A 25056-nucleotide genomic window follows, 5' to 3' on the forward strand; every position below is an offset into this window, starting at 1 on the left:
CTATGAATCTTGCTGCTTTACTGGATCCAGAGCGTATTGCCCACCTGCCTGAGGTGAGCAGCAAAAAACGCGCCCTGGAAATGCTCAGTGACATGCTCTCCAAAGCCATGCCGACACCTGATGGTGAGGACATCTTTGATAGCCTGTTGGCGCGCGAGCGCCTTGGCAGCACGGGCCTGGGCCATGGGGTAGCCATTCCCCATGGTCGCATGGCCGGGCTCGAAGAGGCGGCTGCAGCTTTGATCACTTTAGATACGCCGGTGGATTACGATGCCCCCGATGGCGAGCCAGTGGATATTCTGTTTGCCCTGATCGTGCCGGAAGAAAGCACTGAAGAACACCTCCAGATCTTGGCGCAGCTGGCCAAAATGTTCTCCGACAACCAAATCCTGTCCAATCTGCGCGAGGCTTCCACGCAAGAAGCGCTGCTCGCCCTCATCCAACACTGGAGCGAGACCCAGGTCTAGCCCGTGAGCAGCCCCTGCGCCAAAGCGTTGACCCTGCATGGCGTGTTCTTGCGGGTCTTTGAGCAGGGCGTGTTACTCACCGGCGCCAGCGGTATTGGCAAAAGCGAGCTCGCCCTGGAGTTGGTGAGCCGTGGCCATGCGCTCATCGCTGATGACACCCCAGAGTTCACCGCTGAGGCCGATCAAGTCATCGGCCGCTGTCCGGAGCTCTTACAAGGCTTTATCGAGGTCCGTGGGCTGGGGATACTGCACTTGGGCCGCCTGATGGGGGAGAATGCCATCGCCAAGCAACAGCGGCTGGATCTGCTGATTGAACTGATCTCCCCGGCTGCTGCCAAAGTCGATAATCGCTTAAGCGCCAAACAAGAGGACCGCGAGATTCTCGGCAGACCATTCCCCGTGTGGCAGCTGTCCATGGCCTCCGGCCGCAACCTCGCGGTGATGGTCGAGATGGCGGCGCGCTCCCATGCGCTGGCGCAAAGCGGGTATGATGCCGCCAGCGATTTGCAAAACCGTCTGCGCCAACAGCTAAGCACCGATACCCCATGAGATTGTTCATCATCAGCGGCTTGTCCGGATCCGGCAAAACCATTGCCTTACACGCCTTGGAAGACGCCGGCTTTTACTGCATGGACAATCTGCACCTCGGTCTGGTGAGCGGTGTGGAGCGCGAGTTGCTCAACACCGAACCCCACCTCTATGAGGACGCAGCCATCGGCATCGATGTGCGCAGCGGCCTGGAAAAACTCTCCAAACTCGATCGCATCATCGCCGAGATGCGCGGCATGGGCGTCGATTTGCATCTCATCTTTCTCAAAGCCGACAACGAGACCCTGCTGCGCCGCTTTAGCGAAACCCGCCGCAAACACCCCCTGTCTCGCGATGACACGCCGCTGTTAGACGCCATTGAGCGGGAACAGCAGCTACTCTCACATGTGGCGGATATGGCAGATCTGGTGATCGATACCACCCCCTTAAATGTCCACCAACTCACGCAGCTGATTCGTGAGCGCACCGGCATGGGCAAGGACAAGTCCAAAGGCCTGTCGCTGCTCATCCAATCCTTTGGCTTTAAGATGGGTGCGCCTTTGGATTCGGACTTTGTGTTTGATGTACGGTGCCTGCCCAACCCCCACTGGGAACCACCGCTGCGCAAGCTCACCGGCCATGACCATGAGGTCATTGAGTTTCTGCGCCGCCATGAGTCGGTCGAGCAAATGCACCAGTCATTAAAAGACTTCCTCAGTCAATGGATACCGGTTTTTGAGAAGGAAAACCGGCGTTATGTCACGGTTTCGGTCGGTTGTACTGGCGGACAGCACCGCAGCGTCTATTTAGTGGAGCGTTTGGCCGATCATTTCCGTAAACTACGCGGCCATGTGGTGACGACACGTCACCGAGAACTGTCTTAAACAAACCCGAGTTGTCTCATGTCTGTTGGTCTGTTGCTCATAACCCATAACCAAATCGGTGAAGACTTATTGCACACTGCCGCCTCGATGATGGGCGAGGTGCCGCTGGAGACGCGCTGTTTGCCGGTCTCTCAAAGCGAGGACCCGGATCAGCTGTACGAACAAGCCATGGAAGCCTACGAGGCGCTGCACACCGGCGATGGCATGTTAGTCCTCACCGACATGTACGGCTCAACGCCCAGCAACATCGCCAATCGGCTGCTGCACCAACCCAAGGTGCAAGTCATCGCCGGCGTCAACCTGCCGATGCTGGTGCGCATCCTCAACTACCCCAGCCTGCGCCTCCACGAACTCGTCAACAAAGCCCTCAGCGGCGGCCACGACGGCATCCTCCTCTGCGAACGCCCCTAAAAACGGGGACAGATTTATTTTTGGGGTACGACCCCCAATAATGGGGACAGACCCCTTTTTTGAGAGCAGCGGTAATTCCTAGTTGGGGCTTTGGCGGTTATCCGTCGCGAGCCGCCGTGAATCCATCCTTGGAGGCTTGACTGCCGCATCCCTGCGGCAGACACTCGCGCCGCGCCAACCCCCCAAATCCCCTAGAGCCCCCGGCCGAAACATGGGGTCAGACCCCTCGCAGACGTCAGAAACATGGGGTCAGACCCCGTTTTCTGAAGTGGACGGTAGCGCCGCCGATTCGACGATAGACGATGTTGAAGATGCGGGTTATGATATGCACATATATCCATGCGCATAATGTATCACTATGCCAATCCCAAAAAGTCTTGAGCGTAACGGCCGTGCAAAACCGGCAAAACGCGCCACCAACCTGAGCCTCAGCACCGATGTTCTTCAGGCTGCAAAAGATCTCGACATCAATATTTCGCAAGTTTGCGATAGCTACCTGCGCGAGTACGTGAGGACTGAGCTCGAACGCCACTGGCGCAAGCAACATGCAGAGTTCATCTCGGCGTACAACGCGACCATCGAGCGAGAAGGTTTACCGTTAGAAGAGTGGAAGAGTTTCTGATGGCGCGCTTCGATGTCTACCTCAACACCGGTAAGCATGCCAAAACCACTCCGTATTTGTTAGATATCCAGAGCGATCTTCTTGATGAGCTTGATAGCAGGGTGGTCATCCCATTACGACGACTCAGTGATTTCCCCCAAGTAAGACTCCCGACGCGGCTGACGCCAATCGTAGCCATTGAAGGCAAGGAGTTTATTATCGAGACTCCGAAAATGGGTGCGGTGCCACGCTCGGTATTAAAATCACCTATTTCAACACTCGCTGATGAGCAAACAGTAATCACAGCCGCTCTCGATTTCCTATTCCAAGGCTACTAGCTATGGCGAATACCCGATCCCCAACTGAGTAAAACCATCACTCCGAGCGGATTTCATGCCTTACGCTCAGCGAGCCGTTTCCGAATTGCAGCATCCATCTCTTCAGGCGTTAGCGCCTTTTGCTTGCGCTTGCCAAGCCGTCCAAAGACCTCATCCACACGACGCGTAACTGGCTTAAGCAGGACTTCACCAGACTTGGTTAGGGTGAAATCCACTTTGTCGCCCGTTTGCAGCAACAGATGTTGCCGGATGTCCTTCGGAATGGTGATCTGGCCTTTCGTCGTGAGTGTGGCCGTGGTCATGGCAATATCCCTTACTTTTCAAATAAATCTTACTTAGTTGTAAGAAGGAAAAACCAGTGGATCAACAGAGCACTGTTAAACCGGTGAAACAACTACTCTAGAAGGCTCACACCACTTACAGATTCCAGATTTTACGAGCCTTGCTTCCGAGATTTACGAGATAATTTTCTGGGATAAATCTTACCCCAACCACCACAAACCCAAAGGGTTAATGCCGAATTGCCATACCTGACTCTTCGAGCGACAAGCCCTTGTGGACGCGCTTACCGAGCGGAGCATAAAACGCAAACGCATCTCAATGAAACGATTAAGTCTCTAATCCGCATAGGTTTTGTGACCCTCGCAATATTTTTGTTTCATCATTTTTGAAACGAAAAGGCTAAAGGAGGCTAAAGGGGACGGATTTATTTTTGGGGTACGACCCCAAACGGGGTCTGACCCCTTTTTTTCTGCAGTCGGTCGGCTTGCCTCCCACACAGGGCTTGGCTGATTAACGGCGCGCGAGTGTCTGCCGCAGGGATGCGGCAGTCAAGCCTCCAGGGATGGATTCACGGCGTCCCGCGCGAGTTAACAGCCAAGCGCTACTCTGGTTCGCCAAACCGATCGTTAATCAACGCCTCACAAGCATCCAGCGCCGCCTCAGCGTCTTCCCCCTCAGCCATCAAGGTCACGCTACTGCCGCGACTCGCCGCCAGCATCATCACTCCCATGATGCTCTTACCATTGACCCGCTTCTCGCCCTTCTCCACAAAGAGCTCCGAGACAAAGCCACTGGTCAGGTTGACGAACTTCGCCGCGGCCCGAGCATGCATACCCAGCTTATTGATAATCGTAATTTCCCGCGTAACCACCCTATACCTCGCGATAGATCTTTGCCCCACCCTTGCGAAACTCGATGGCTTTTTCCTGCATGCCCTGCTGCGCCTTGGCGTAATCGCGCACATCCTGCGTGATCTTCATCGAGCAGAAATGCGGCCCACACATCGAACAAAAATGCGCGACCTTGTGCGAGTCCTTAGGCAGCGTCTCATCATGGAATTCACGCGCCCGCTCCGGATCCAAGCCCAGATTGAACTGGTCCTCCCAACGAAACTCAAAGCGCGCCTTGGACAAGGCATTATCGCGAAGCTGCGCGCCCGGGAAGCCCTTAGCTAGGTCCGCCGCATGCGCTGAGATCTTGTAGGTAATGATGCCCTCACGGACATCCGCCTTATTCGGCAGCCCCAAATGCTCCTTGGGCGTCACATAACAGAGCATCGCCGTGCCATACCAACCGATATTGGCCGCGCCAATACCCGAGGTGATGTGGTCATAGCCCGGCGCAATGTCGGTCACCAGCGGCCCCAAGGTGTAAAACGGCGCCTCGAAACAATCCACCAGCTCCTTATCGACATTCTCCTTCACCCAGTGCAGCGGAATATGCCCCGGGCCTTCGATCATCACCTGCACATCATGCTCCCAGGCGATCTTGGTGAGCTCACCCAAGGTCTCTAACTCGGCAAACTGCGCCGCATCATTGGCATCAGCAATACTGCCCGGACGCAGACCATCACCCAGCGAGAACGACACATCATAGGCCTTCATAATCTCGCAGATTTCCTCGAAATGCGTGTAGAGGAAGTTCTCTTCGTGATGCGCCAGACACCACTTGGCCATGATCGAGCCACCACGCGAGACAATCCCTGTCACCCGCTCAGCGGTCAGTGGCACATACCGCAAAAGCACGCCGGCATGGATGGTGAAATAGTCCACGCCCTGCTCGGCCTGCTCAATCAAAGTGTCCTTAAACAGCTCCCACGTCAGGTCTTCAGCCTTGCCATCCACCTTCTCCAGCGCCTGATAAATCGGCACCGTACCAATGGGCACGGGGCTGTTGCGCAAAATCCACTCGCGGGTCTCATGAATATTCTTGCCAGTGGACAAATCCATCAGCGTGTCACCACCCCAACGACAGGACCACACCAGCTTCTCAACCTCCTCTTCAATACTGGAGGTCACCGCCGAGTTGCCGATATTGGTGTTGATCTTCACCCGAAAGTTACGACCAATAATCATCGGCTCCAGCTCAGGGTGATTGATGTTCGCCGGAATAATCGCCCGGCCGCGCGCCACTTCATCGCGCACAAACTCGGGGGTGATCTCATCGGGAATCTGCGCCCCCATAGACTCACCACGATGCTGACGCAAAAGCGCTGCATAGCGGGGGTCATTGCGAAGCTCCTGCAAACGGCAATTCTCGCGAATCGCAATAAACTCCATCTCCGGGGTGATGATGCCGCGGCGGGCATAGTGCATCTGCGAGACATTGCTGCCGGCCTTGGCGCGACGCGGCGCGCGGATATGCTCAAACCGCAGCTTGGCCAGCTCGGGATCAGCGGCGCGCTTTTGTCCAAAGGCCGAAGTCGGGCCGGCGAGCTGTTCGGTATCGCTGCGCTCCTCAATCCACGGCGAGCGCAAGGCTGGCAGCCCCGCCAGCAAATCGATCTCCACCTCAGGATCCGAATAAGGCCCGGATGTGTCGTAGACAGTGATCGGTGGATTGATCTCCACACCATCAGAAGTATGCGTCTCAGCCTGGCTGATCTCACGCATGGGCACGCGCACATCGGAGCGCGAGCCACTCACATAGATCTTGCGCGACTTAGGAAAGGGCTGGGTGATGTCCGCAGAAAGCTGCGCGGTTTTTCGAACAAAGTCTTCTGGGATGGCGCTCATCGCATGTCCTCTCTGGGGGCGGAGAGTGAGAGCGCAAACACCGAAAAAGCGTGCTTGAAGCTTCCCTCCGCCGGCATGATCCGGTTCAGGTTCCAAGGGACTGTCTCAGTCTGCGGCTATACCCCAGACACCCCTAGCTTCCATGAGCCCCACACTAGCCCTGAATGGGCAGTTTTGCAAGCGCCATTCCTTGGGTACAGCTTGCGAGAAACACGGTTTGCTGGGTACTCTTAGCAGGTTACGAGCACCTGCCTATCAGGCAGAGGACATTAACGACATGAACTTAGAGCAAGCGCGCTTTAACATGGTGGAACAGCAGATCCGCACTTGGGAGGTGTCGGACCAAAGCATTCTCGAGACCATGGAGGCTATTCCGCGCGATCATTTTGTGTCCCAAGCGCAAAAAAACCTCGCCTACGCCGAGCTGCAACTGCCCATCGGTCATGGTGAGACGATGATGTGGCCCACCATCGAGGCCAAACTGCTGCAGGCTCTGGAGATTCGCCCCAGTGATCACATCGTTGAGGTGGGTACGGGTTCGGGCTATCTCACTGCGCTACTCGCCAAGTTGGGCAACCGCGTTGAATCCTTGGAATACCACGAGGACCTGAAACAACAAGCGGCCGAGCGACTGAAATCGCTGAATATCAATAACGTGAAACTGCGCAAAACCGATGCGCTAGGCGACTGGAAGGGCGACCTGCCTTATTACGATGTCATTGCTGTCACTGGCTCGATGCCTGTGGATGCCCGTGTGTTTGCCAAGCGGCTCGCGATTGGTGGGCGCTTATTTGTCGTGCTCGGTGAGCCACCGGTGATGCGCGCCACCTTGATTACGCGCGTCGCCGACAAAGAATTCACCCAGCAAGGACTGTTTGAAACCCGTCTCAAACCCCTCATTGGCCTCGAGCCAAAGCCCGATTTTGTCTTTTGAACGCCCAATAAAGGCCTGTTAATGAAACGCTTTACCGCTACTGAACTGCGCGAGTATCTGGACTCCGCTCCTAAAAAACCCCTGCTGATCGATGTGCGTGAGCCTTGGGAGTACGAAATCGTTAAGATCGAAGGCTCTAAGCTACACCCTCTAGGCCGTCTGCCTGAGCTTTTAGATGAGGTCGACTCCACAGATGAAGTGGTCTTGATTTGTCATCATGGCAATCGCTCCCGTTATGCCGCGCATTTTCTGCAACAAAACGGCATCCCGAACGTGATTAACCTCGAAGGTGGCGTTGATGATTGGGCGCGCAGTGTCGATACCAGCTTGGCCACCTACTAAGTGCAACATTACCCATATTAGCGTATGCTAATGGAATGAACATGGCGAAACGCATCACCCGCAAATCTCTGGCACTGGGACTGGCTTTGTCTTTGTCGGTATTCGCCTTGCCAGCGCATAGCATCGACTTGTTTGATGTGTATCGCCAAGCGCTTGATCGCGATCCCGAGCTGCGCCGCGCCGAAGCAGAGTTCCGAGCCGCACAGCAGCTTCGCCCACAGGCAAGATCTGCCTTGCTGCCGCAACTTGATGCGGGCGCCGGATACTCAGCGATTGATCGAGATCCGCAGGGCGCCGAACGCTTTGATTACCGGTCATTGAATTATGACCTCACACTGAATCAACGCATTTTTGATCAGCGCGTCTTCACCGGCGTGCGCCAAGCCCGCTTATTAACTTCAGAGGCTCAGGCGTTTCGTGACGCCGCTCGCCAAGGGCTGATCCTGCGCGTTGCCGAAGCCTACTTCGGTGTGCTCTCCGCCAAAGACAATCTCTCTTTTGCCGAAGCTGAAAAAGAAGCTATTGGCCGCCAGCTAGAACAATCCGAGCGGCGTTTCGAAGTCGGTCTGATCGCCATTACCGACGTCAAAGAAGCCCAAGCCCAATTCGATTTATCTGTGGCAGAAGAAATCGCCGCGCAAAACCGTCTTGATCGGGCACGTGAGGACCTCGCGGTCATCACGGGTCAGTATTACGAAGCCATGGCGCGACTCTCTGAGCGTATGCAACTGGTCAGCCCCGAACCCGCCGATAAACAGCAGTGGGTCGAAACGGCCCTCGAACAGAACTTAGCGCTGGCCGCGCAGCGCTTGGCTACCGAACGCAGTGCCGAAGAAATTAAACGCCAACGGGGCGGACACTTACCCACGCTGAACTTGAGCGCCAGCTACCGCGATGAAGAGATTCGCAACCCCAGCAGCGGCGTTCCCGATAATATTAGAGATTCAAAGGGCACTGAGATCGGCTTGCGCCTTAATGTGCCCATTTTCGCTGGTGGTAGCACCGTGGCGCTCACCCGCGAAGCCCGCGAAAACTTTGAAGCCGCTCAAGAGAGCCTTGAACTGCGCCAACGCCAAACCGTGCGTGAAGCCCGCAACGCCTTCCAATCGGTCAATGCCGGCATCTCCCGCGTCCGCGCCTTAGAGCAGGCATTGGAATCTACCCGCGCTGCATTTGAAGCAACCCAAGCGGGATTTGAGGTTGGAACGCGTACCGCCGTTGAAGTCCTACTAGAACTGCGCCAGGTCTTTCGCGCCGAGCGTGATTTTGCTGAGGCGCGCTATGCGTATCTGCTCGACACGTTGCGCCTGAAACAAGCCGCGGGCGTTCTCACGGAAGAAGACCTCATCGCCATCAATAACTGGCTGGACTAGGCTCGTGAAGCCACAAAGCTGAGAATCCGGTCCACCGCCCCGCGATTGGCTTTTAACACCTCTTTGGCGGCCGTAATCATCTCTAGGCGTGCGACCTGGTTAGCCAAAAGCCACAACAAACTGCCGGCGAGAGCCTCGGAATCCGCGACCTTTTTCGCGCCCCCACGGGCTTCCAACGCAGCATAGATGCTTTCAAAGTCCGCGATATCTGGACCAGTAATAATCGGCACTTGCTGCGCGGCCGCTTCTAAGGGATTATGACCGCCCGCAGACACCAAGCTGCCGCCAATAAACGCAGCATCCGCAATGCCATACATCAGCAGCAGCTCCCCCATGCTATCGATCAGCCAGGCTTGATGCTCCGACGTGGGATTAGCGTGTGCGCTTCTAGAGACATAACTCAGGCCTGCCTCATCTAAAGACTGAGCGGCATCTTCAAAACGCTCGGGGTGCCGCGGCACCCAAACCAGCAAAGCATCGGGCATCTCCATCAAGACCGCCTGATGTGCCGCGATCACCACGGCCTCCTCGCCCCCATGCGTGCTGGCGGCAATCCAAATGGGTCGCGCGCCCAATTGGTCACGCAGCTCTAGCGCCGCCTCGCGCAAATTCGGGTCAATCGCCAGGTCAAACTTAATATTGCCAGTAACCTTTACGGCCGCGGGATCCACACCCAGCCCAATAAACGCCTGTCGATCACTCTCATCACGAGCTGCGATGCCACTAACCGCCGCTAATACCGGGCGTAATAAAGCCGAAAACCGGCAATAACGCCGAAAGGATCGCGGCGATAAGCGCGCATTAAGCAAGAACACCCGCACCTCGCGCTGATAACAAGCGATCAGCAAATTTGGCCAGATCTCAGTCTCCATCACCCACAGCTGATCCGGCTGCACCCGCTCCAAAAATCGCCGCACGGCGCCAGGCAGGTCATACGGCAGGTAATGGTGCTGCACCTCATCACCCAGCTGGCGCTCAAGCTCCGCCGCTCCAGTAGGAGTCGTGGTCGTGACGATGACCTCAAGCTCCGAATGCGAAGCCATGTGCGCGCGAATTAAGGGCACAGCCGCCATCACCTCGCCCACGGAGACGGCATGCACCCACAAACGCCCATGAGAGGCCGAGTCATATCGAGGAACATATCCAAAACGCTCAGCAATGCGCTGCCGATAAGCCGGATTGACCCGCCCCCGCCAATACAGCCGCAGCAGCACCCAAGGGGTGAGCACATACAGCAGCAAGGAATAGAGCTTCAGGGCCATAAACAAAAAACGCGCGTGGGCATCAACGCGCGCATCTTAGCATGCAGCCTGTAAAAGCTCTGGATGTTAAACTCCATTCACATGCTTTTTGAGCCCTTAATGTCTTCTCGTGAACCTTAGCTTACTGCACCCAAAACACTGGCCCTTGTGGATTGCGGCTGGCATATTTCGGCCACTAACTAGAGTGCTTCCATGGCGATCCCAAATCAGTATTGGTAGAGCGATTGGGGCCACTATCTATTATTTAGCCCCCCATCGTCGGAGAATTGCACTAACCAACCTACAACTTTGCTTTCCCGAAAAAACCGACACAGAGCATACCCAACTCGCGAAAAAGCATTTCAAGGCAATGGGCCCGGCTATTTTTGAAACGATGTTGAGTTGGTGGGGTGCAGACAAGCAACTGCTATCATTGGCACACTTTCAGGGCCTCGACCATCTCATCGATGCCAAAAACCGGGGCAAAGGCGTATTGCTGGTCTCCGCGCATTTTGCTCCGTTAGAAATCACAGGCCGCTTACTGGCTATGCAGGTGCCGTTTGCTTTCATGTATCGCCGCGAACGAAGTGCGCTCTTGGAACATTTTTTTGCTACCTATCGGGTAAAACACTATCGAAAGGCAATTCGCAGCGATGATATCCGGGAAGCGATAAAGTTATTAAAGGGGGGCGAAATTGTCTGGTATACCCCCGATCAAGCCTATCAGGGACCACGCCACTTAAACGTGCCTTTTTTTAACGTCCCCGCAGCCACCAACTCCGCAACAGCGCGCATCGCTAAGGCTACTGGTGCAGCTGTGATACCGTTCTTCGGCTATCGTCTCTCCGATCAAGAGGGCTATCGACTTGAAATCCTCCCAGCTCTGCAAGGTTTCCCAGGTGGAAACCTTGAAGCTGATACGGCGCGCATTAATCGGATTATTGAGGAGGCGGTGAGAAAGCACCCAGAGCAGTATTTTTGGACGCATCGGCGTTTTCGCTACCCGCCTGAGTCTGGACTGACAACCCCTTACTGAAGTTAACCGAGGCGAAGCCTCTCAGCGCCAATGCTCATCAATCCAGGGCGTTGGCTTAACCGTTTTATAAAACCGCTTATACCACGGCACTGGCGACCCCCAACGACCAGCGATAGCATCTGGGGGATTCGGGTTTCCATGAAATGTGATGATTTTAGCACCGGCAGGGATCTTGGTGGGCGCGATAAAACTGTTCAAAACCCCACCAGGCATGCAATGGTCTTTGAAGCTGATCACCCATTCTTTGGGCAACCAGGCGATGTTGTCCCAGCCCAATGTCTCGGGGATGTAGTTCTGTTCTGAGTCAAAGCGCTTATAGATAGCCGGTGCATCCCGGCGCCAGTTCTCAAGCAACTCTGGGAACTGGCCCATATTGAAGCAAATCACCGACCCCTGACCAAATAGTCTTCCAGGCTTTGACCAGTTCTCTGGCATGACCAATTTGTCTGAGAACGTGAATAAGTCGTCGATGTTATCCACGATCACCACATCAAGATCGATAAGCAGTGTTTTGCCCTTGAGGTCATGGTACTCAGCATCGAATAAAGCCAGCTTACGCCAGCACTGACAACGCGGCAGATACTCGGCCGTCGGCTCCTCAAACTCTGGCAGCGGAAAAATCTCCACGCCATCATCAATCCCCTCAGCGTCTTCCGTGATGCAGATGAACCTCAGAGGCAGTGTGACGTGGCGCTTACACATGTTGTGCAATTTGTTCACATACTCGGGACCATACTTGGTACCAAATTTGAGACAAACAACATTCACTGGATCCATTAATTCTTTCCCCAAAAAATCATTCTGGTAAGCATCACAAAATTACAGGCCAATCAGACCGCATCCTTTGGCTCATATGCATGATGCTCTGGCCTGAAAGAGCCATCGATGCGGCAATGTGTGAATAAGCCTGTGCCCTGTGCAACCTTGAAGTTTTTGCGGCGCCACCAACCCCCAGCTAAACATATTTCGGGTGCCTGAAAACCGTTAGGAGTGCGAGACCTTGATGGATGAGCATCCACATATTTCATTAACACATCTAAAAAAAATGATCGCCTCATCATGACGCATTGATCGGAGAATTCCAGAGCTCGACTACGCACCACCAGGAATTCCTCCCCACTAAGCGTTCGCGTGCGATGAATATCCTCTGGAAAGAACTTTTCAGGGGACTCCTCAATAAAGATACTACTCCCGACGAGACGACGCGCCTTAATGGGCCGCAGAGAACGAAGAAATCTTTTCTTGGTTGACTCTGGAAAACCCTGAGGGCCAACCTCATGGAATTCAGGCTGCCACTCAGGGGATGCATGCCTTATAGGGTAATAACGGCAGTACCTGTCAACCAGACAGAACCCTTCGCCAACTCGCCAACGATGCTGAAGCCGAACAACATGTGCCACCTCAGACCGCAGCAATTCAAGGGCCCCCTCGAGGTGCTTCTTAGCAAATTCAGTTCCCACTACCAGAGGGTTATCATTCTGCAACAAAATCACATACGGAGTATCTAGGCTCTCAGCGAGGCGCTTCATTCCCCCAGCAATACCCTGATTAACGCCCCCATTAACCTGCCAACCGAACTCTCTTGCCAGTTCCCTGTCAGCTTCTGAGATATCTGAGAAGAAAATCAACCGCTTACCAAACAGATCTAGAAAATCAGCCGTGTTCTGGTAGGACGTGAGACTCCCTCGCAGTGTCTCATGGGCTTTCCACGACAATATGCCAAGTCCCAGATCTTTGAACATCGCCATTCTTATTTTTGAGCCATTATCCGTTAAATGCTGTAGTGACATGATGCTCCGCGCCAAACTTCAACACAATGCTGCAAACTCACTGGATGAATTTTAGAAAAGAGGCAATAATGATAGCGCTTACTCCCACACGCATGCCTGATGCTCAGCAAAGCTCCCCGTGAAAATATGCCTTCTGCGTTAGCAGTGCTCAGAGACTGGCATGTACCAGCCCTCCTCCTATTGTACGTATTCCTTATCCCATTGGGTGAGTCGAGTCTCGCCGTCATATTGTTTTTCGCCATCGGCGGCTCCCTCCTTCTTTATCATGATGGCAAAGAGCTCTTCGAAGAATACCGTGACTGGATTTATCTATCACTCGCCCTATCAATCCCAATTGCAATCTCCCTACTCACTGCTGTGCGTTTCGAAAAAACGCTTATTTCCTTTATTGTCTTCTTTGCGCATGGACTAGCAGGAATCTATGTCTTCGTATGGTGCGCAAGAAATTGGACACCCAATTTCCTTCTCTACGGGATTGTGACCATCCTGAGTTTCTGGATGGTAACCGCGCTGCCAAATCTGCTAAGCGGTAATCTAGTGATGGTTTGGCAGGAATGGTTAGGTGCGCTAACAGGATATATCGGCAGCAATCGAAACCCGGGAGCATTGCTCTCGCATTTTTCCCCGATATATTTTGAAGCTCTATATCGAGCTTCACTGAGACTGCGAAACCGAGTTCCGTGGCTCCTGGCAATCCCCTACTTACTGGTAATACTTTTAGCTGGCAACCGCACCAGCTGGATGATTGTGAGCCTTGTGATCGTCATTTTCCTCGTGAGATTACTGGTGCTTCGGCACTTCTCCATACGGGCAGCGATTGCATCATTCTTTGTCGTGGGATTAACGCTGTTTCTCACCATGCAGTACTTCCCACATTTTGAACAACGACTAATGCGCAGCCTGCAAGCTTTTCAGGGGAATATTGAAAGTATTAACTATGCAGGTTCCTCTCGAGTTGAGATTTGGCAAGGAGGGATGAGCCTTGCCAAGGACAGTCTACTAACGGGCAAAGGAACATATGCGTTTGGCCTGTTGAATTACGAACGAGGTTACGTGCGCAACAACTGGGGCCACGCGCATTTATATTGGTTAGAAGTCTTGGTGGCCACAGGGTTATTAGGCCTTCTCTTGTATTTGGCCGTATTCACATACCTAGTCAATCGGCTTTTTTGGCACATTCCCTGGAGCAGTTCTGCCTTTTCTGTGATGCTGACCGCCGTGGCAATGATCCTCCCCTTTAATCCGAATTGGGACTTTTATTCCTCTAGGGTAGCCTCCCTAATATGTTTCACCCTGATTCTGGGTTTTGCATTTATGTATGGAACACAGTCCTCTCGATCCCAGCACAACACTAAGCCTTCCTGTCACAAACCCAGCGATCAGGAGTCGCTGCAATGAAGATCCTAATGCTCCTTCCCGAACTAGATGAGGGCGGAGTGGAGCGCCATGTCATCATGCTCTCTGACGCTATGCAGCAAGCAGGGCATTCTGTGGATATTGCATCTTGGGGAGGGAAGCTTGAAAAACAACTACCCCGAGGAATCCAACACTACAAAGTCAGAGTACATAGCAAAAATCTCCTTACCTTGTATTGGACTGCGCGAGAAATATCGCGTCTTGTTAGAAAAAATGGGTATGACGTCATCCATGCCCATGCGCGTGCACCCGCATGGGCCGCTATGTGGGTGTCGAGAGCCACTAAAACACCCTTGGTTGTAAGCGCCCACTGCAGCTATGGCAACAAATCTAAATGGATCTATAAGCCCCACCGCAGCGCGTCAGCTGTAATTTGCGTCAGCGAATCGGTACGCCAAGATATGACCACATGCTTTTCCGACAACGCGATTGTGATAAGAAACGGGCTTCCACCTGCGCCATCATGGGAAACGCCAATCAAAGCGGAAGCAACAAAACTTTTGTTTATAGGACGACTCGCGTCAGTTAAGGGTCTTCAGGATGCGTTACATGCACTAGCGCAAGTTCGGTCAGAAAAGCTTTGGACCCTAGATGTCGTTGGGGATGGCCCGATGGAACAAGACCTCAAAAATTTGACAAAAGAACTGGGTTTAAAAGATAAAGTTCATTTCCATGGGTTTCGTGATGACACGGACCAATGGATGCTAAACAGCGATTGCCTACTCTTCCCAAGCTATCGTGAGGGTCTGTCTCTCACCTTAGCACGGGCAATCCAAATGGGGATGCCTGTATTGGCATCCAATATCCCATCCGTAAAAGAGCTCAGCGCTGGAGAAGCCTACTACCCAGAGCCCGGGGATATTCCAGCATGGAGCACTGCTTTAACCTCCTTGGTAGAGGGGCAAATGCCCCAGAGTGACTTTATTCCTAAAAAAATACCCACTGTGACACAAATGGCTGCCAATACCCTGGGAGTCTATGCTGGTGTTTTAAACAGGAGTGACGCAAAGGCGAATGGTGAGCTCTCGTGAAGATCTTGCATTACGTTGATGACAAAAACCTATCATGGGGCAAACCTTGGATCGATCTGCTACTAGCCATGGGGGAAATGAACCCGTCATTGGACCAGCATGCCGTTTGCCGACCCGACGGCACTCTAAAAGAGCTTTTAATCGAAAATGGGATTTCATGTTCGACCTATAAGCCTGCAACCCCTTGGGCCCCGGCATTGTGCACGAATTTCAAAAAACTGGTTCAAGAAATTGGTCCAGACCTAATCCATACACGACTCTCTTCTGCGGCAGCAATTGCTGGTTATTGGGCCCCCCGGATGGGGATTCCAGTCATTTCCACAATTGACAAATATCCGAAAAAAAAATACTACGCTCGTTCTGATTTGATAATTGCAAGCTCCAGCGGGTCCGCCCGACATATGATCGAGCAAGGAACATCGACTGAAAAAATTACCGTTGTAACCAATGCAATCGATACAGAACACTACAAGCTCAATCCTGATGTTCGAGAAGCATTCAGACTTTCTGAGGGCGTCGGTGATGATGAAATAATTATTCTGGCGATGGGTCGGTTTGTAGCCTGGAAGGGGTTTGACCTACTCATCAAGGCTTTAGGACGGTTGCCTGATTTATCAAAAGTCAGGTTCTGGCTCGTGGGAAGCGGTGAGCTAGAATCACAGCTGAAAAGACTGGCTGAAAAAGAACTTTGTTCTTGGAAACTTCAATATAAGTTTTTTCCTTTCGATCTGGATATTCGAAGGTTCCTGTGGTCAGCAGATATCTTTGTTCAACCCTCTTATCATGTCCCCGGGTCTGGCGGCCCGGAAACCTTCAGCCTAGCGTTGCTTGAGGCGATGGCGGCTGGCGAAGCAGTGATAGCGTTTGATTGCGGCGGAGCACCTGACGTCATCAAGCATGACTTCAATGGCTGGCTCACTCCACCCGGAGACATAGCGCAATTAACTTCAGCCCTGAAACACGCGATATTGCAACACCCGAGTATCGAAATAAGAGAACAAGCAAAAGAAACAGCTCTGCATAATGACGCTGTTGTCGCGGCACAAAAGCACTTGAACATCTATAAGGATATATTTACAAAGAATAGCTGAAATTTTTATTAAAAATCGGGATGCTTTTCCCAAAACTTCGATTCAAATATAAAACCTACTTATTTTGAGAAAATTTTACTCCCATCCTCCCATCTGAATCCACGTATTGGAGAAACGGACGATTACCCATCTCTTCAAAATACTCATCGGTGGCTCGTTTAGACCCTGCCCAGTAACCGTAATCGTCGATGATAATTATCCCGCCGTGAACCAATCGAGGATATAAGACTTCTAGCTCCTTTCGGGTGGATTCATACCAGTCAGTATCCAATCGAAGGAGGGAAATTGTGTCCGGAAGGTTATAATTATCACCCAATGTCTTTATCACGTCACCGGGGACGAATCTAATATTTTCTCCCAAAAGGCCGCAGTGATCGAAATTTTCGCGAACTGCATCCAAAGACGCATAACACCAATCGTTGTAGTCCCCCCTTGCTCGCGATTCATAAGTCTTTAATGCGAGCTTGCCTGTAGTCAGACGAGTGTCAGCTTGGGATGGCTTGGTCATTCCCAAGAAGGTATCAAAGAGCCAAATTTTTTTAGTTGGCGCATATTGCCCGAAGACCCATGCTGCGATCAGCGCATTACCTCCCCTCCAGACCCCGCACTCAACGAAATCTCCCGGGATATCATTCTGCGCCACATACTTGCATGCCATCATCGTGGCATAGAGCCTCTGATCCGAAACCATCGACCACTTCTTTCTTTTGACCATGGCGATGAATTCTAGATCGGTTTGCGCAAGCTCAACTGGCGCATCTTCCAGTTCTGGCTTTTTCAACTTGCGAGCAAAGAAACCGGATATATTTTTTATCATTTCACTTTCCAAAAGAGCCTTTCAGATCTAAAAGAAATCGCTGCTAAGGCCAAAATGTTGTGTTGTTTACCGGCCGCAAACTCATTGCATTAGGAGTGATCTACAAATCAAATCAGCCACGCGCCGAGACTCCCAAAGTTGTGCGAAGCTTAGGTTGGACATTTTTGCATAAGAATTGTCAATAGTCTGCACCCAAGCATCATCCACCAAGCGCTGCATCTCGGTGACAATGCGGCAGCGGCGCTTGTGCGCTTTGGGGTCTAAGCGCAGCAAACCCACTAGGGTGCCCGAGGTCAGCGCTTCAAACACCATCGACACGCTGTCCTCGCTGGCCCAAACCTCGCCGGCCTTGGCCAGCTGCTCGGGCAGCCAGTTGCCGTCGACCTCGTGTGGCTGTATCAAAGGCACCCTGGCGAAGCGACTAGCGAGCTCGTTGAGCAATGCCTCATCGGTGCGCCGTGACGTGGCTATGCGCCAGTGTATCCCGGGTCTCGTTAGCACTTGCTCGATCTGATTCACGATGCGCGCGCGGTCCCAAATATAGTTCTCGCAGGGCCCGCCAATGAGGATCAGCCCCTGAGTCGCGTCATGCGAATCGGAGGGGATGACACGGTTCAAAACGCCAATGGTTTCGATCACGTTGTGGCGCGGGCTGACGCGGTCATGCCTAGGGACCACGCAGAGGTCGAAAAGCCCAATGGGGATCCCCGGCTTCATCAAGATGATGCTTTTGGCTTGCGCTCTGCGCGCGGCGTAAACCACCGCCAACTGCGTGGCACTGCCGGCCCCCATGACCCAATCAGGCTTGGGCAGCTGGGCGAAGCTACCGCGCACCGCTGACAACGACTGCCAGCGGCTTTTCACCTCAATCCAGTGCACTTCGACGGAGATTTGCTGCTCGAGCGCCGCCACCAAGCCCTTGAGCTGGTTCAAATGCCCGATGATCCCATCCGTAATCACCCAAATGGGGACAGATTTATTTTCCCGCATCACGCCGCTTACCAAAAAGGGGACGGATTTATTTTCTCACACCGAGGCGGTCGCCGCAGCCCTCACCACTCAGAGCGAGTTGCCGGCTAAATCTTCGTGTCGCGCGACGCGTCACCGACATCGGAAAAAATAAATCTGTCCCCTTTTTTGGTGGTGAGGTGGTCGACGAGCGGATACGCGGTGGTATAGCCGTGCACGGCCTCGCTGAGCAGGGTGCGCAGCTGCTCGGCGTCGTGGGTGCGCACCGCTGTGTCGAAGGCGTTGATGAAGCGCGCGAGGGTGGCCGGGTCCAGGCTCGACTCTAGTGCGCGCATGATCTTGGCATGCTGCGTCGGCTGCACCTCATCGCCAATCAAAAGCTCTTCATAGAGCTTTTCGCCGGGTCGAAGGCCCGTGTATTCAATGGCGATCTCACCATCGGGCTCATCGATCGAGCGCACACTCAAGCCCATCAAGCGGATCATGCGACGCGCCAGATCGAGAATCTTCACCGGCTCGCCCATGTCCAACACGAATACATCACCGCCATGCCCCATCGCACCTGCCTGGATCACCAGCTGCGCGGCCTCGGGGATCGTCATGAAAAAGCGCGTGATCTCAGGGTGCGTCAGTGTGACCGGACCACCGCTGCGGATCTGCGACCGAAATAACGGCACCACAGAGCCCGAGGAGCCCAAAACATTGCCGAAGCGCACCATGGTGAAGCAAGTGTCCGGCGACTGGCTGGCTATCGCCTGCAAAATCAGTTCAGCAAAGCGTTTGGTGGCGCCCATCACATTCGTGGGACGCACGGCTTTATCCGTCGATACCAGCACAAAATGCCCCACTCCGGCCTCCAAAGCCGCCTGCGCCGGCGCGTAGGTACCGAAGATATTGTTGCGCACGCCCTCGATGACGTTATGCTCAACCAGTGGCACATGCTTATACGCGGCCGCATGATAAATCGTGTCCACGCCATAGCGCTGCATGATGCGCCGCATATAATCCTGATCCTGCACATTGCCCAACAACCCGATGATGCCCTCGGAACCCTCCTGCGCCTCTCCAGCCAGGAGCTCGGTCTCGATCTCAAACAACGCGAACTCGGAGGCATCCACGAGCAGCAGCTGCCGCGGTCCCAACTGCAGAATCTGACGACACAACTCAGAACCAATGCTGCCGCCAGCACCCGTCACCATCACGACCTTATCGGCAATGCAAGCGCTGAGCAGAGACTCAATAGGTGGCACAGGGTCGCGCCCCAGCAAGTCCTCAAGCTCAACCTCGCGAATATCATCGAGGCGAGCGCGACCCGAGGTGATGTCCTCGAGGGTCGGCACGGTGTAGACACGAAGCGCGTGCGGCTCCAAACCATCCATGATTTGTTTGCGCTGCGGCCGAGTGATGTTCGGCAGCGCTAAAAGTACATCCGTCAACTGATATGAGCGGATGAGACCATCCAGCTCGCTGGGGCTGAACACAGGCAGCCCATTGACACGCGCGCCCTGCAATGTCGGCTCATCATCCAGAAAACACACCACATTCAGTTCAGGGTGTTTTTCCAAAAGTAAAGAAAGCTGGAACCCAGCCGCGCCGGCCCCATAGATAGCGGCCTTCTTTGATTTTCTCTGGCTGTGGCCGCCACCGGAGAGATAGTCACGAGCAATCCACCGGCTCAGCGTAATTGCCAAGGCCAGAAACAGCGGATACAAAAAGACAACGGTGCGGGGAAGTCGGTTTTCCGAAAGAAACATTAACGCAGTGAGTAACAAAGTAGAGACCACGACCACCTGCAGGGTCATGCTCACCAGTTCCTTGCCCATGTAGCGAGTGATCGATCGGTACAGCCCCACCCAGTGGGCCGTAACCAGCGTCAGAACCAACAGCAGAACCACCCACTGCGCGCCGCCAATTTGGGCTAACAGATTGGGCGTCCAAGTCTCATACCGCCATGCCAACGCCGCCCAAAGCGCCACCACCATAGCAATAGCGTCGAAGCCCAACATCAGAGCTTGCTTGGACCAGCGCGGCAGATTTATCAGCTTTTGACGCATACAAAAATGGGGACAGATTTATTTTTTTATAAATGGGGACGGATTTATTTTCTCACATCGCGGAAGTAACCGCATCTGCCGCCGCCGGAAAATAAATCTGTCCCGGGTTTTACCTCGCTTTTCGTGCGTTGGCGAAAAACTGTGTCACGAAAACTAGGAAGATACCCAGCATCACCCCAAGCACGGCCGCCAAAGCTATGATGAGCCGAGGTTGCGTCCCGACGGGCCCGCTGCGCAACGCCAAGTAGTCTAACTCTGTATCTCGAGATGCCTCATTAAGAAACTGGTTTATCGATTGCTCAACGCCCTGCACCGACTGCCTCAAGCTAATCAATTGTTGGTCAATAAGGGAGACTCTCTGCAGAGCCAGCATGGCGAAGGCGTCTTGACGCTCATCCATAATCCGCAATTGTTGCCGACGCTCTGCTTCAAGAGCTTGGATATTCTCGCTAAGGAGTGCTCCGCGCGCCTGCTTCTCACTGAGACGAGCATTTACCCGTGCAGTAAATGTGGGGAGGTAATAATCCGCAATCTCGTTGACTGCTGACTGATGCAAATCCCGCACTTGCTCAGCTTGATCGAGTTGCGCTGTTGTTTTCAAAACGAGGCGATTGTCACCTTGTCTTTGGATCGAAACCCCAAGATCGACACCAGAGAGTTTTTCCGGAAATACAACCTCAGAAAAATGAAACACCGCATCAGCGGGTGGCCGCACCGGATCGGGCGCCTGCGCGACAGTAATAATTGTCTGATACTCATACAGCGTCGGCTGGGTCAGCGCATAGCCAATCCCACTCAGAAATATCACCAAGGCAGTGCCAATCGCCGTCCACTTGCGGGAGACCAACATCTCCCATAGCTCATAGAGGTCAATCTCATCGTCATAAGTAGCAGGAGGCGTATTCTGTGCGGACATATTTTGCATTCAAAAATGGGGACAGATTTATTTTCTCACATTGCGGAGGTGACCGCATCTGGCGCCGCCGGAAAATAAATCTGTCCCGGGTTTTCGGGAACTTCGCTGGAAAATAAATCTGTCCCGGGTTTTATTCGTGGTAGTCCTTGGGGGTGTAGCCGTGGCGCTTGATAAGCTCGTCGCGCTCAGCGGCTTTGAGGTCCTCTTGGACCATCTCGGCGACCAGCTCTTCGAAGGTGATGCCCGGGGTCCAGCCGAGCTTTTCTTTGGCTTTGGTGGGGTCGCCTAGCAGGGTTTCCACCTCGGTTGGGCGGAAATAGCGCGGGTCGACTTTGACGATGTCTTTGCCGTTAAAGCTGCCAACCTCATCGATGTCGGCACCGCGCCAGCTGATATCCATGCCGAGCTCTTTGGCGGCGGCATTCACAAAATCCCGAACCGAAAACTGGATGCCGGTGGCGATGACGAAGTCCTCGGGGGCGTCTTGTTGCAGCATGCGCCACTGCATCTCGACGTAGTCTCTGGCGTGGCCCCAATCGCGCTTGGCGTTGAGGTTGCCGAGGTAGAGACAGTCCTGCAGGCCGAGCTTGATGCGGGCCAGAGCGCGGGTGATTTTGCGCGTGACAAAAGTTTCGCCGCGGATCGGCGATTCGTGGTTAAACAAAATGCCATTGCAGGCGTAGATGCCGTAGGCCTCGCGGTAGTTGATGGTGATCCAGTAAGCGTAGAGCTTAGCCACAGCGTAGGGGCTACGCGGGTAAAACGGCGTGGTCTCTTTTTGCGGGATTTCTTGGACGAGGCCGTAGAGCTCAGACGTACTGGCTTGATAGAAACGCGTCTTTTTCTCCAGCCCCAGAATACGAATCGCTTCAAGAATTCTTAGCGCGCCCAGGGCATCGGAGTTGGCGGTGTATTCGGGTTCTTCGAACGAAACCGCCACGTGGCTTTGCGCCGCGAGGTTATAGATCTCATCCGGCTGCACTTTTTGGATGATGTGCAACAGGCTCAGGCTGTCGGTCATGTCCCCGTGGTGCAAAAAGAGCTTGGCGCCGGGGGTATGCGGGTCCTGGTAGAGGTGATCAATGCGGTCGGTGTTGAACAAGCTGGTGCGGCGCTTAATACCGTGAACCTCATAGCCTTTCTCCAGCAGGAGCTCGGCGAGGTAGGCGCCGTCTTGGCCGGTAATGCCTGTGATGAGTGCTTTTTTCATAGTCTTTTCACTGATGGGGTACGACCCCAATGAAGGTTATCAATGTGAAAAATAAATCTGTCCCGGGTTTTACTCATGGCGGCCGTAGGTGTCGTCGAAGCGTTCAATGTCGTCTTCGCCGAGGTAGCTGCCGGATTGGACCTCGATCATCTCAAGCGGGATAGTGCCGGGATTTTCTAAGCGATGCATGGTCCCCAGCGGGATGTAAGTGGACTGGTTCTCACTGAGCAAAAAGCTTTCCTCGCCGCAGGTCACACGCGCCGTGCCCTTGACCACAATCCAATGCTCGGCGCGGTGGTGGTGGCGCTGCAAACTCAGGCTCGCGCCCGGTTTCACCGTGATGCGCTTGACCTTAAAACGCTGGCCCTCGTCGATGCAATCATACTCGCCCCAAGGGCGGGCGGCGTGGCGATGTTCGGTCGCCTGAGGGATCTTGGCTTTTTCCAGATCGGCTACCACGGTCTTCACATCTTCGGCGTGCGATTGGGCCGCCACCAACACGGCGTCGGGCGTGTCGATGATCAGCAGATTCTCGGTACCCAGCGCCACAACCGGGCGATGCGGAGCATGGATGTAGGTGGATTTGGCCTGGTGCGCAGTGCCATGGCCAATGACGCGATTATCGTTGGCATCAGCGCTGGCCAGATCCGCCACAGCGTTCCAGCTACCGACATCCGACCAGGCGCCGCTGAACGGTACCATGACAATGTTCGCGTGTTTTTCCAGCACCGCATAATCGATGGATTCCGAGCGACAGCCGGCAAAGGCGGCCTCATCCAAGTGCAGGAAATCGCCGTCGGCATGCTGAGCTTGAACGGCCTTGCTGACCGCTTCAAGGATGTCCGACGCGTGTTGTTCCAGCGCCTCAATCAAGGTCTTGGCCTTGACCAAGAAAATGCCCGCGTTCCAAAAGTAGCTGCCCTCAGCCAGATAGCTCATCGCAGTCGCGGCATCGGGCTTTTCCACGAAGCGGATGACTGGTTTGGCCTTCTCTTCTGATGAGGGCTGGATTTGGATATAGCCATAGCCGGTGTGCGGCTGGCTGGGGGTGATGCCGAATGTGACGATCGCGCCTTGTTTGGCAGCTTCAGCGCCTTCGGTCACCGTCTGACAAAAGTGCGCGGCATCTGGGACATGATGATCGGCGGGCAGGAAGAGCAGGAGCTGCTCGGGGTCGGCATTCAAGGCTGCCGCCGCCATCGCCGCCGCCGTGTTGCGTCCCACCGGCTCAAGAATACTGCGCACTTTGGTACCGGCAGCCTCGGCACAATCGCGCACCAAAAACCGATGCTCACTGTTGGCGACAGTCCAGACGGTGCCGCCCGGCGCCAGGCCCGCGACTCGCTCGAATGTGGCCTGCAGCAGGCTTTTCCCGGCGATCAGCGGCACGAACTGCTTCGGCAGGCTCTGCCGGCTTAGCGGCCATAGCCTTGTGCCTGAACCTCCGCAAAGCACCACCGCTTGAATTTGTGCCACTTCCGACTGCATGAATCATTGCCTTTTTACTGATGGGGTACGACCCCGAGTAGAATCACACCCCGATTTTACCTGGGGTCGACCCCCATTTTTTGGTTTTGCTGGAAATGCCAAGTGCTCGCGCACATATCCTCAAGCGTACGCTGCGCCGTCCAGCCCAGTAAGGCACGCGCCTTATCGGCCTGAGCAAAGCAGCTAGCCACATCCCCAGGTCGCCGCGCTGCTATTTTATAGGAAATCGACTGACCTGAAGCCGCTTTGAAGGCGGCAATCATTTGTAAAACGCTAAAACCCTGACCTGTGCCCAGATTAATCGCATGCCAACCGCGCTCCTGAGCTAAAAATTGTAAAGCGGCCTGATGCCCCGCCGCTAAATCCATGACATGGATGTAATCGCGCACGCCGGTGCCATCGACCGTGTCGTAGTCACCGCCAAAGACCTGCAGCTCAGGCAGCTGGCCGGCCGCCACTCGAGCGATGAACGGCATAAGATTGTTCGGCGTGTCATTGGGATCCTCGCCGATCAAGCCGCTGGGATGAGCGCCCACCGGGTTGAAATATCGCAGGCAAGCAATGCGCCACTGTGGATCGCTGAAGCTCAGATCCTTCAGCATCTCCTCAATGTGCAGCTTGCTGCGCCCGTAGGGGTTGGTCGCGCTGGTCGGATGCGCCTCGTCTAGCGGCAGGTATTGCGGCTCGCCATACACCGTGGCGCTGCTGCTGAACACTAGGGTTTGGGTGACCGCAGCGGCCTGCATCGCCTTGAGCAGGCTGATGGTGCCGGTGACGTTATTGTCGTAGTAGTCGACCGGCTTGGCCACAGACTCGCCCACGGCCTTGAGGCCCGCGAAGTGCACGACCGCCTCGATGGCGTGGTGCTTTAACGTGTGAGTCAGCTGCTCGGTGTCGCGCACATCGGTCTCGATAAACACGATCGGTTTCTGCGCGATCGACTCGAGACGATCTTTGACCTCGACTTTGGCGTTCACCAGATTGTCGACGATCACCAGCTCATGACCGCCAGCCAGCAGCACGGCCGCCGTGTGCGAGCCGATGTAACCCAAACCGCCAGTCAGCAAAATCTTCATAATTGGGGACAGATTTATTTTTCCAC

26 protein-coding genes and 1 riboswitch are annotated in these 25056 nt (G+C 54.2%); of the genes, 13 read left to right on the top strand and 13 right to left on the bottom strand.

Annotated features, from left to right (window positions below):
* The first annotated feature begins 2 nt into the window (after positions 1-2).
* From ptsN to CKX93_RS02770, 6 genes are all read left to right on the top strand, one after another.
* Positions 3-467, top strand: coding sequence for a PTS IIA-like nitrogen regulatory protein PtsN (gene ptsN / locus CKX93_RS02745; protein ID WP_076755004.1), 465 nt, complete (start codon positions 3-5; stop codon positions 465-467).
* Positions 468-470: 3 nt separating this feature from the next.
* Positions 471-1016: a hypothetical protein gene (locus CKX93_RS02750; protein WP_076755005.1), complete on the top strand. Its 546-nt coding sequence runs from the start codon at positions 471-473 to the stop codon at positions 1014-1016.
* Entirely contained in the window at positions 1013-1879 is an 867-nt protein-coding gene (gene rapZ / locus CKX93_RS02755; RefSeq protein WP_076755007.1) for an RNase adapter RapZ, read from the top strand. Before CKX93_RS02750 ends, rapZ begins: the two co-directional genes overlap by 4 nt.
* A gap of 18 nt (positions 1880-1897) precedes the next feature.
* Entirely contained in the window at positions 1898-2290 is a 393-nt protein-coding gene (locus tag CKX93_RS02760; RefSeq protein ID WP_076755009.1) for a PTS sugar transporter subunit IIA, read from the top strand.
* A 358-nt stretch (positions 2291-2648) separates the two neighbouring features.
* Positions 2649-2912: a type II toxin-antitoxin system CcdA family antitoxin gene (locus CKX93_RS02765; RefSeq protein ID WP_076755011.1), complete on the top strand. Its 264-nt coding sequence runs from the start codon at positions 2649-2651 to the stop codon at positions 2910-2912.
* Entirely contained in the window at positions 2912-3229 is a 318-nt protein-coding gene (locus CKX93_RS02770) for a CcdB family protein (RefSeq protein WP_076755013.1), read from the top strand. The genes CKX93_RS02765 and CKX93_RS02770 overlap by 1 nt, the downstream gene beginning before the upstream one ends.
* Before the next feature lie 53 nt (positions 3230-3282).
* Here the strand turns inward: CKX93_RS02770 and CKX93_RS02775 are convergent, their stop codons facing one another.
* The 3 genes from CKX93_RS02775 to thiC form a co-directional block, all read right to left on the bottom strand.
* A complete protein-coding gene (locus CKX93_RS02775) occupies positions 3283-3531 on the bottom strand; it encodes an AbrB/MazE/SpoVT family DNA-binding domain-containing protein (RefSeq protein ID WP_076755015.1) in 249 nt (82 codons plus the stop codon).
* A gap of 581 nt (positions 3532-4112) precedes the next feature.
* Positions 4113-4382 (bottom strand): HPr family phosphocarrier protein, encoded by a 270-nt coding sequence (locus CKX93_RS02780; protein WP_076755017.1) that lies wholly within the window; start codon positions 4380-4382, stop codon positions 4113-4115.
* 1 nt (position 4383) lies between these two features.
* Positions 4384-6246 (bottom strand): phosphomethylpyrimidine synthase ThiC, encoded by a 1863-nt coding sequence (gene thiC / locus CKX93_RS02785; protein WP_076755019.1) that lies wholly within the window; start codon positions 6244-6246, stop codon positions 4384-4386.
* Between the two features lie 45 nt (positions 6247-6291).
* Positions 6292-6391: riboswitch (TPP riboswitch) on the bottom strand.
* A 132-nt stretch (positions 6392-6523) separates the two neighbouring features.
* Between thiC and CKX93_RS02790 the strand changes: the two genes are divergently transcribed.
* From CKX93_RS02790 to CKX93_RS02800, 3 genes are read left to right on the top strand one after another with little or no spacing between them, the layout of a single operon-like run.
* Positions 6524-7180 carry a protein-L-isoaspartate O-methyltransferase family protein gene (locus CKX93_RS02790; protein WP_076755021.1) on the top strand — a complete coding sequence of 219 codons (657 nt, stop codon included), beginning with the start codon at positions 6524-6526 and terminating at the stop codon, positions 7178-7180.
* A 21-nt stretch (positions 7181-7201) separates the two neighbouring features.
* A complete protein-coding gene (locus tag CKX93_RS02795) occupies positions 7202-7522 on the top strand; it encodes a rhodanese-like domain-containing protein (protein ID WP_076755022.1) in 321 nt (106 codons plus the stop codon).
* Between the two features lie 41 nt (positions 7523-7563).
* Positions 7564-8895: a TolC family outer membrane protein gene (locus CKX93_RS02800; protein ID WP_084178628.1), complete on the top strand. Its 1332-nt coding sequence runs from the start codon at positions 7564-7566 to the stop codon at positions 8893-8895.
* On the opposite strand, the gene waaA is transcribed toward CKX93_RS02800, so the two are convergent.
* On the bottom strand, positions 8892-10157 hold the full coding sequence (gene waaA / locus CKX93_RS02805; RefSeq protein ID WP_076755025.1) for a lipid IV(A) 3-deoxy-D-manno-octulosonic acid transferase: 1266 nt from the start codon (positions 10155-10157) through the stop codon (positions 8892-8894). The two genes, CKX93_RS02800 and waaA, sit on opposite strands and share 4 nt — an antisense overlap.
* Positions 10158-10266: 109 nt before the next feature.
* Here waaA and lpxL point away from each other — a divergent pair, with 109 nt between their 5' ends.
* Positions 10267-11172, top strand: a complete 906-nt coding sequence (gene lpxL / locus CKX93_RS02810) for an LpxL/LpxP family Kdo(2)-lipid IV(A) lauroyl/palmitoleoyl acyltransferase (protein WP_076755027.1) — start codon at positions 10267-10269, stop codon at positions 11170-11172.
* Positions 11173-11193: 21 nt separating this feature from the next.
* On the opposite strand, the gene CKX93_RS02815 is transcribed toward lpxL, so the two are convergent.
* Complete coding sequence (locus CKX93_RS02815; RefSeq protein ID WP_143339908.1) at positions 11194-11874, bottom strand: hypothetical protein; 681 nt, start codon at positions 11872-11874, stop codon at positions 11194-11196.
* Between the two features lie 128 nt (positions 11875-12002).
* Positions 12003-12962 (bottom strand): hypothetical protein, encoded by a 960-nt coding sequence (locus tag CKX93_RS02820; RefSeq protein WP_076755031.1) that lies wholly within the window; start codon positions 12960-12962, stop codon positions 12003-12005.
* A gap of 99 nt (positions 12963-13061) precedes the next feature.
* Here CKX93_RS02820 and CKX93_RS02825 point away from each other — a divergent pair, with 99 nt between their 5' ends.
* From CKX93_RS02825 to CKX93_RS02835, 3 genes are read left to right on the top strand one after another with little or no spacing between them, the layout of a single operon-like run.
* On the top strand, positions 13062-14360 hold the full coding sequence (locus tag CKX93_RS02825) for an O-antigen ligase family protein (protein WP_076755032.1): 1299 nt from the start codon (positions 13062-13064) through the stop codon (positions 14358-14360).
* On the top strand, positions 14357-15409 hold the full coding sequence (locus CKX93_RS02830) for a glycosyltransferase (RefSeq protein WP_076755034.1): 1053 nt from the start codon (positions 14357-14359) through the stop codon (positions 15407-15409). Before CKX93_RS02825 ends, CKX93_RS02830 begins: the two co-directional genes overlap by 4 nt.
* Complete coding sequence (locus CKX93_RS02835; protein WP_076755036.1) at positions 15406-16500, top strand: glycosyltransferase family 4 protein; 1095 nt, start codon at positions 15406-15408, stop codon at positions 16498-16500. Before CKX93_RS02830 ends, CKX93_RS02835 begins: the two co-directional genes overlap by 4 nt.
* Before the next feature lie 55 nt (positions 16501-16555).
* Here CKX93_RS02835 and CKX93_RS02840 read toward each other — a convergent pair whose 3' ends face one another.
* From CKX93_RS02840 to galE, 7 genes are all read right to left on the bottom strand, one after another.
* Positions 16556-17317 (bottom strand): TylF/MycF/NovP-related O-methyltransferase, encoded by a 762-nt coding sequence (locus CKX93_RS02840; RefSeq protein ID WP_076755038.1) that lies wholly within the window; start codon positions 17315-17317, stop codon positions 16556-16558.
* An 81-nt stretch (positions 17318-17398) separates the two neighbouring features.
* A complete protein-coding gene (locus tag CKX93_RS02845) occupies positions 17399-18307 on the bottom strand; it encodes a mitochondrial fission ELM1 family protein (protein ID WP_076755040.1) in 909 nt (302 codons plus the stop codon).
* A gap of 86 nt (positions 18308-18393) precedes the next feature.
* Complete coding sequence (locus CKX93_RS02850; protein WP_076755042.1) at positions 18394-20292, bottom strand: polysaccharide biosynthesis protein; 1899 nt, start codon at positions 20290-20292, stop codon at positions 18394-18396.
* 157 nt (positions 20293-20449) lie between these two features.
* The gene (locus CKX93_RS02855; protein ID WP_076755043.1) at positions 20450-21256 is read right to left on the bottom strand and encodes a Wzz/FepE/Etk N-terminal domain-containing protein; all 807 of its coding nucleotides are present in this window, start codon (positions 21254-21256) and stop codon (positions 20450-20452) included.
* 130 nt (positions 21257-21386) lie between these two features.
* Positions 21387-22466, bottom strand: a complete 1080-nt coding sequence (gene gmd / locus CKX93_RS02860) for a GDP-mannose 4,6-dehydratase (RefSeq protein WP_076755045.1) — start codon at positions 22464-22466, stop codon at positions 21387-21389.
* Positions 22467-22535: 69 nt separating this feature from the next.
* Positions 22536-23954 (bottom strand): mannose-1-phosphate guanylyltransferase/mannose-6-phosphate isomerase, encoded by a 1419-nt coding sequence (locus CKX93_RS02865; RefSeq protein WP_076755047.1) that lies wholly within the window; start codon positions 23952-23954, stop codon positions 22536-22538.
* Between the two features lie 56 nt (positions 23955-24010).
* Complete coding sequence (gene galE, locus CKX93_RS02870; protein WP_084178611.1) at positions 24011-25030, bottom strand: UDP-glucose 4-epimerase GalE; 1020 nt, start codon at positions 25028-25030, stop codon at positions 24011-24013.
* Positions 25031-25056 lie beyond the last annotated feature (26 nt).

Origin of the sequence: Ectothiorhodosinus mongolicus, assembly GCF_022406875.1 — a bacterium.
Lineage (GTDB): Bacteria > Pseudomonadota > Gammaproteobacteria > Ectothiorhodospirales > Ectothiorhodospiraceae > Ectothiorhodospira > Ectothiorhodospira mongolica.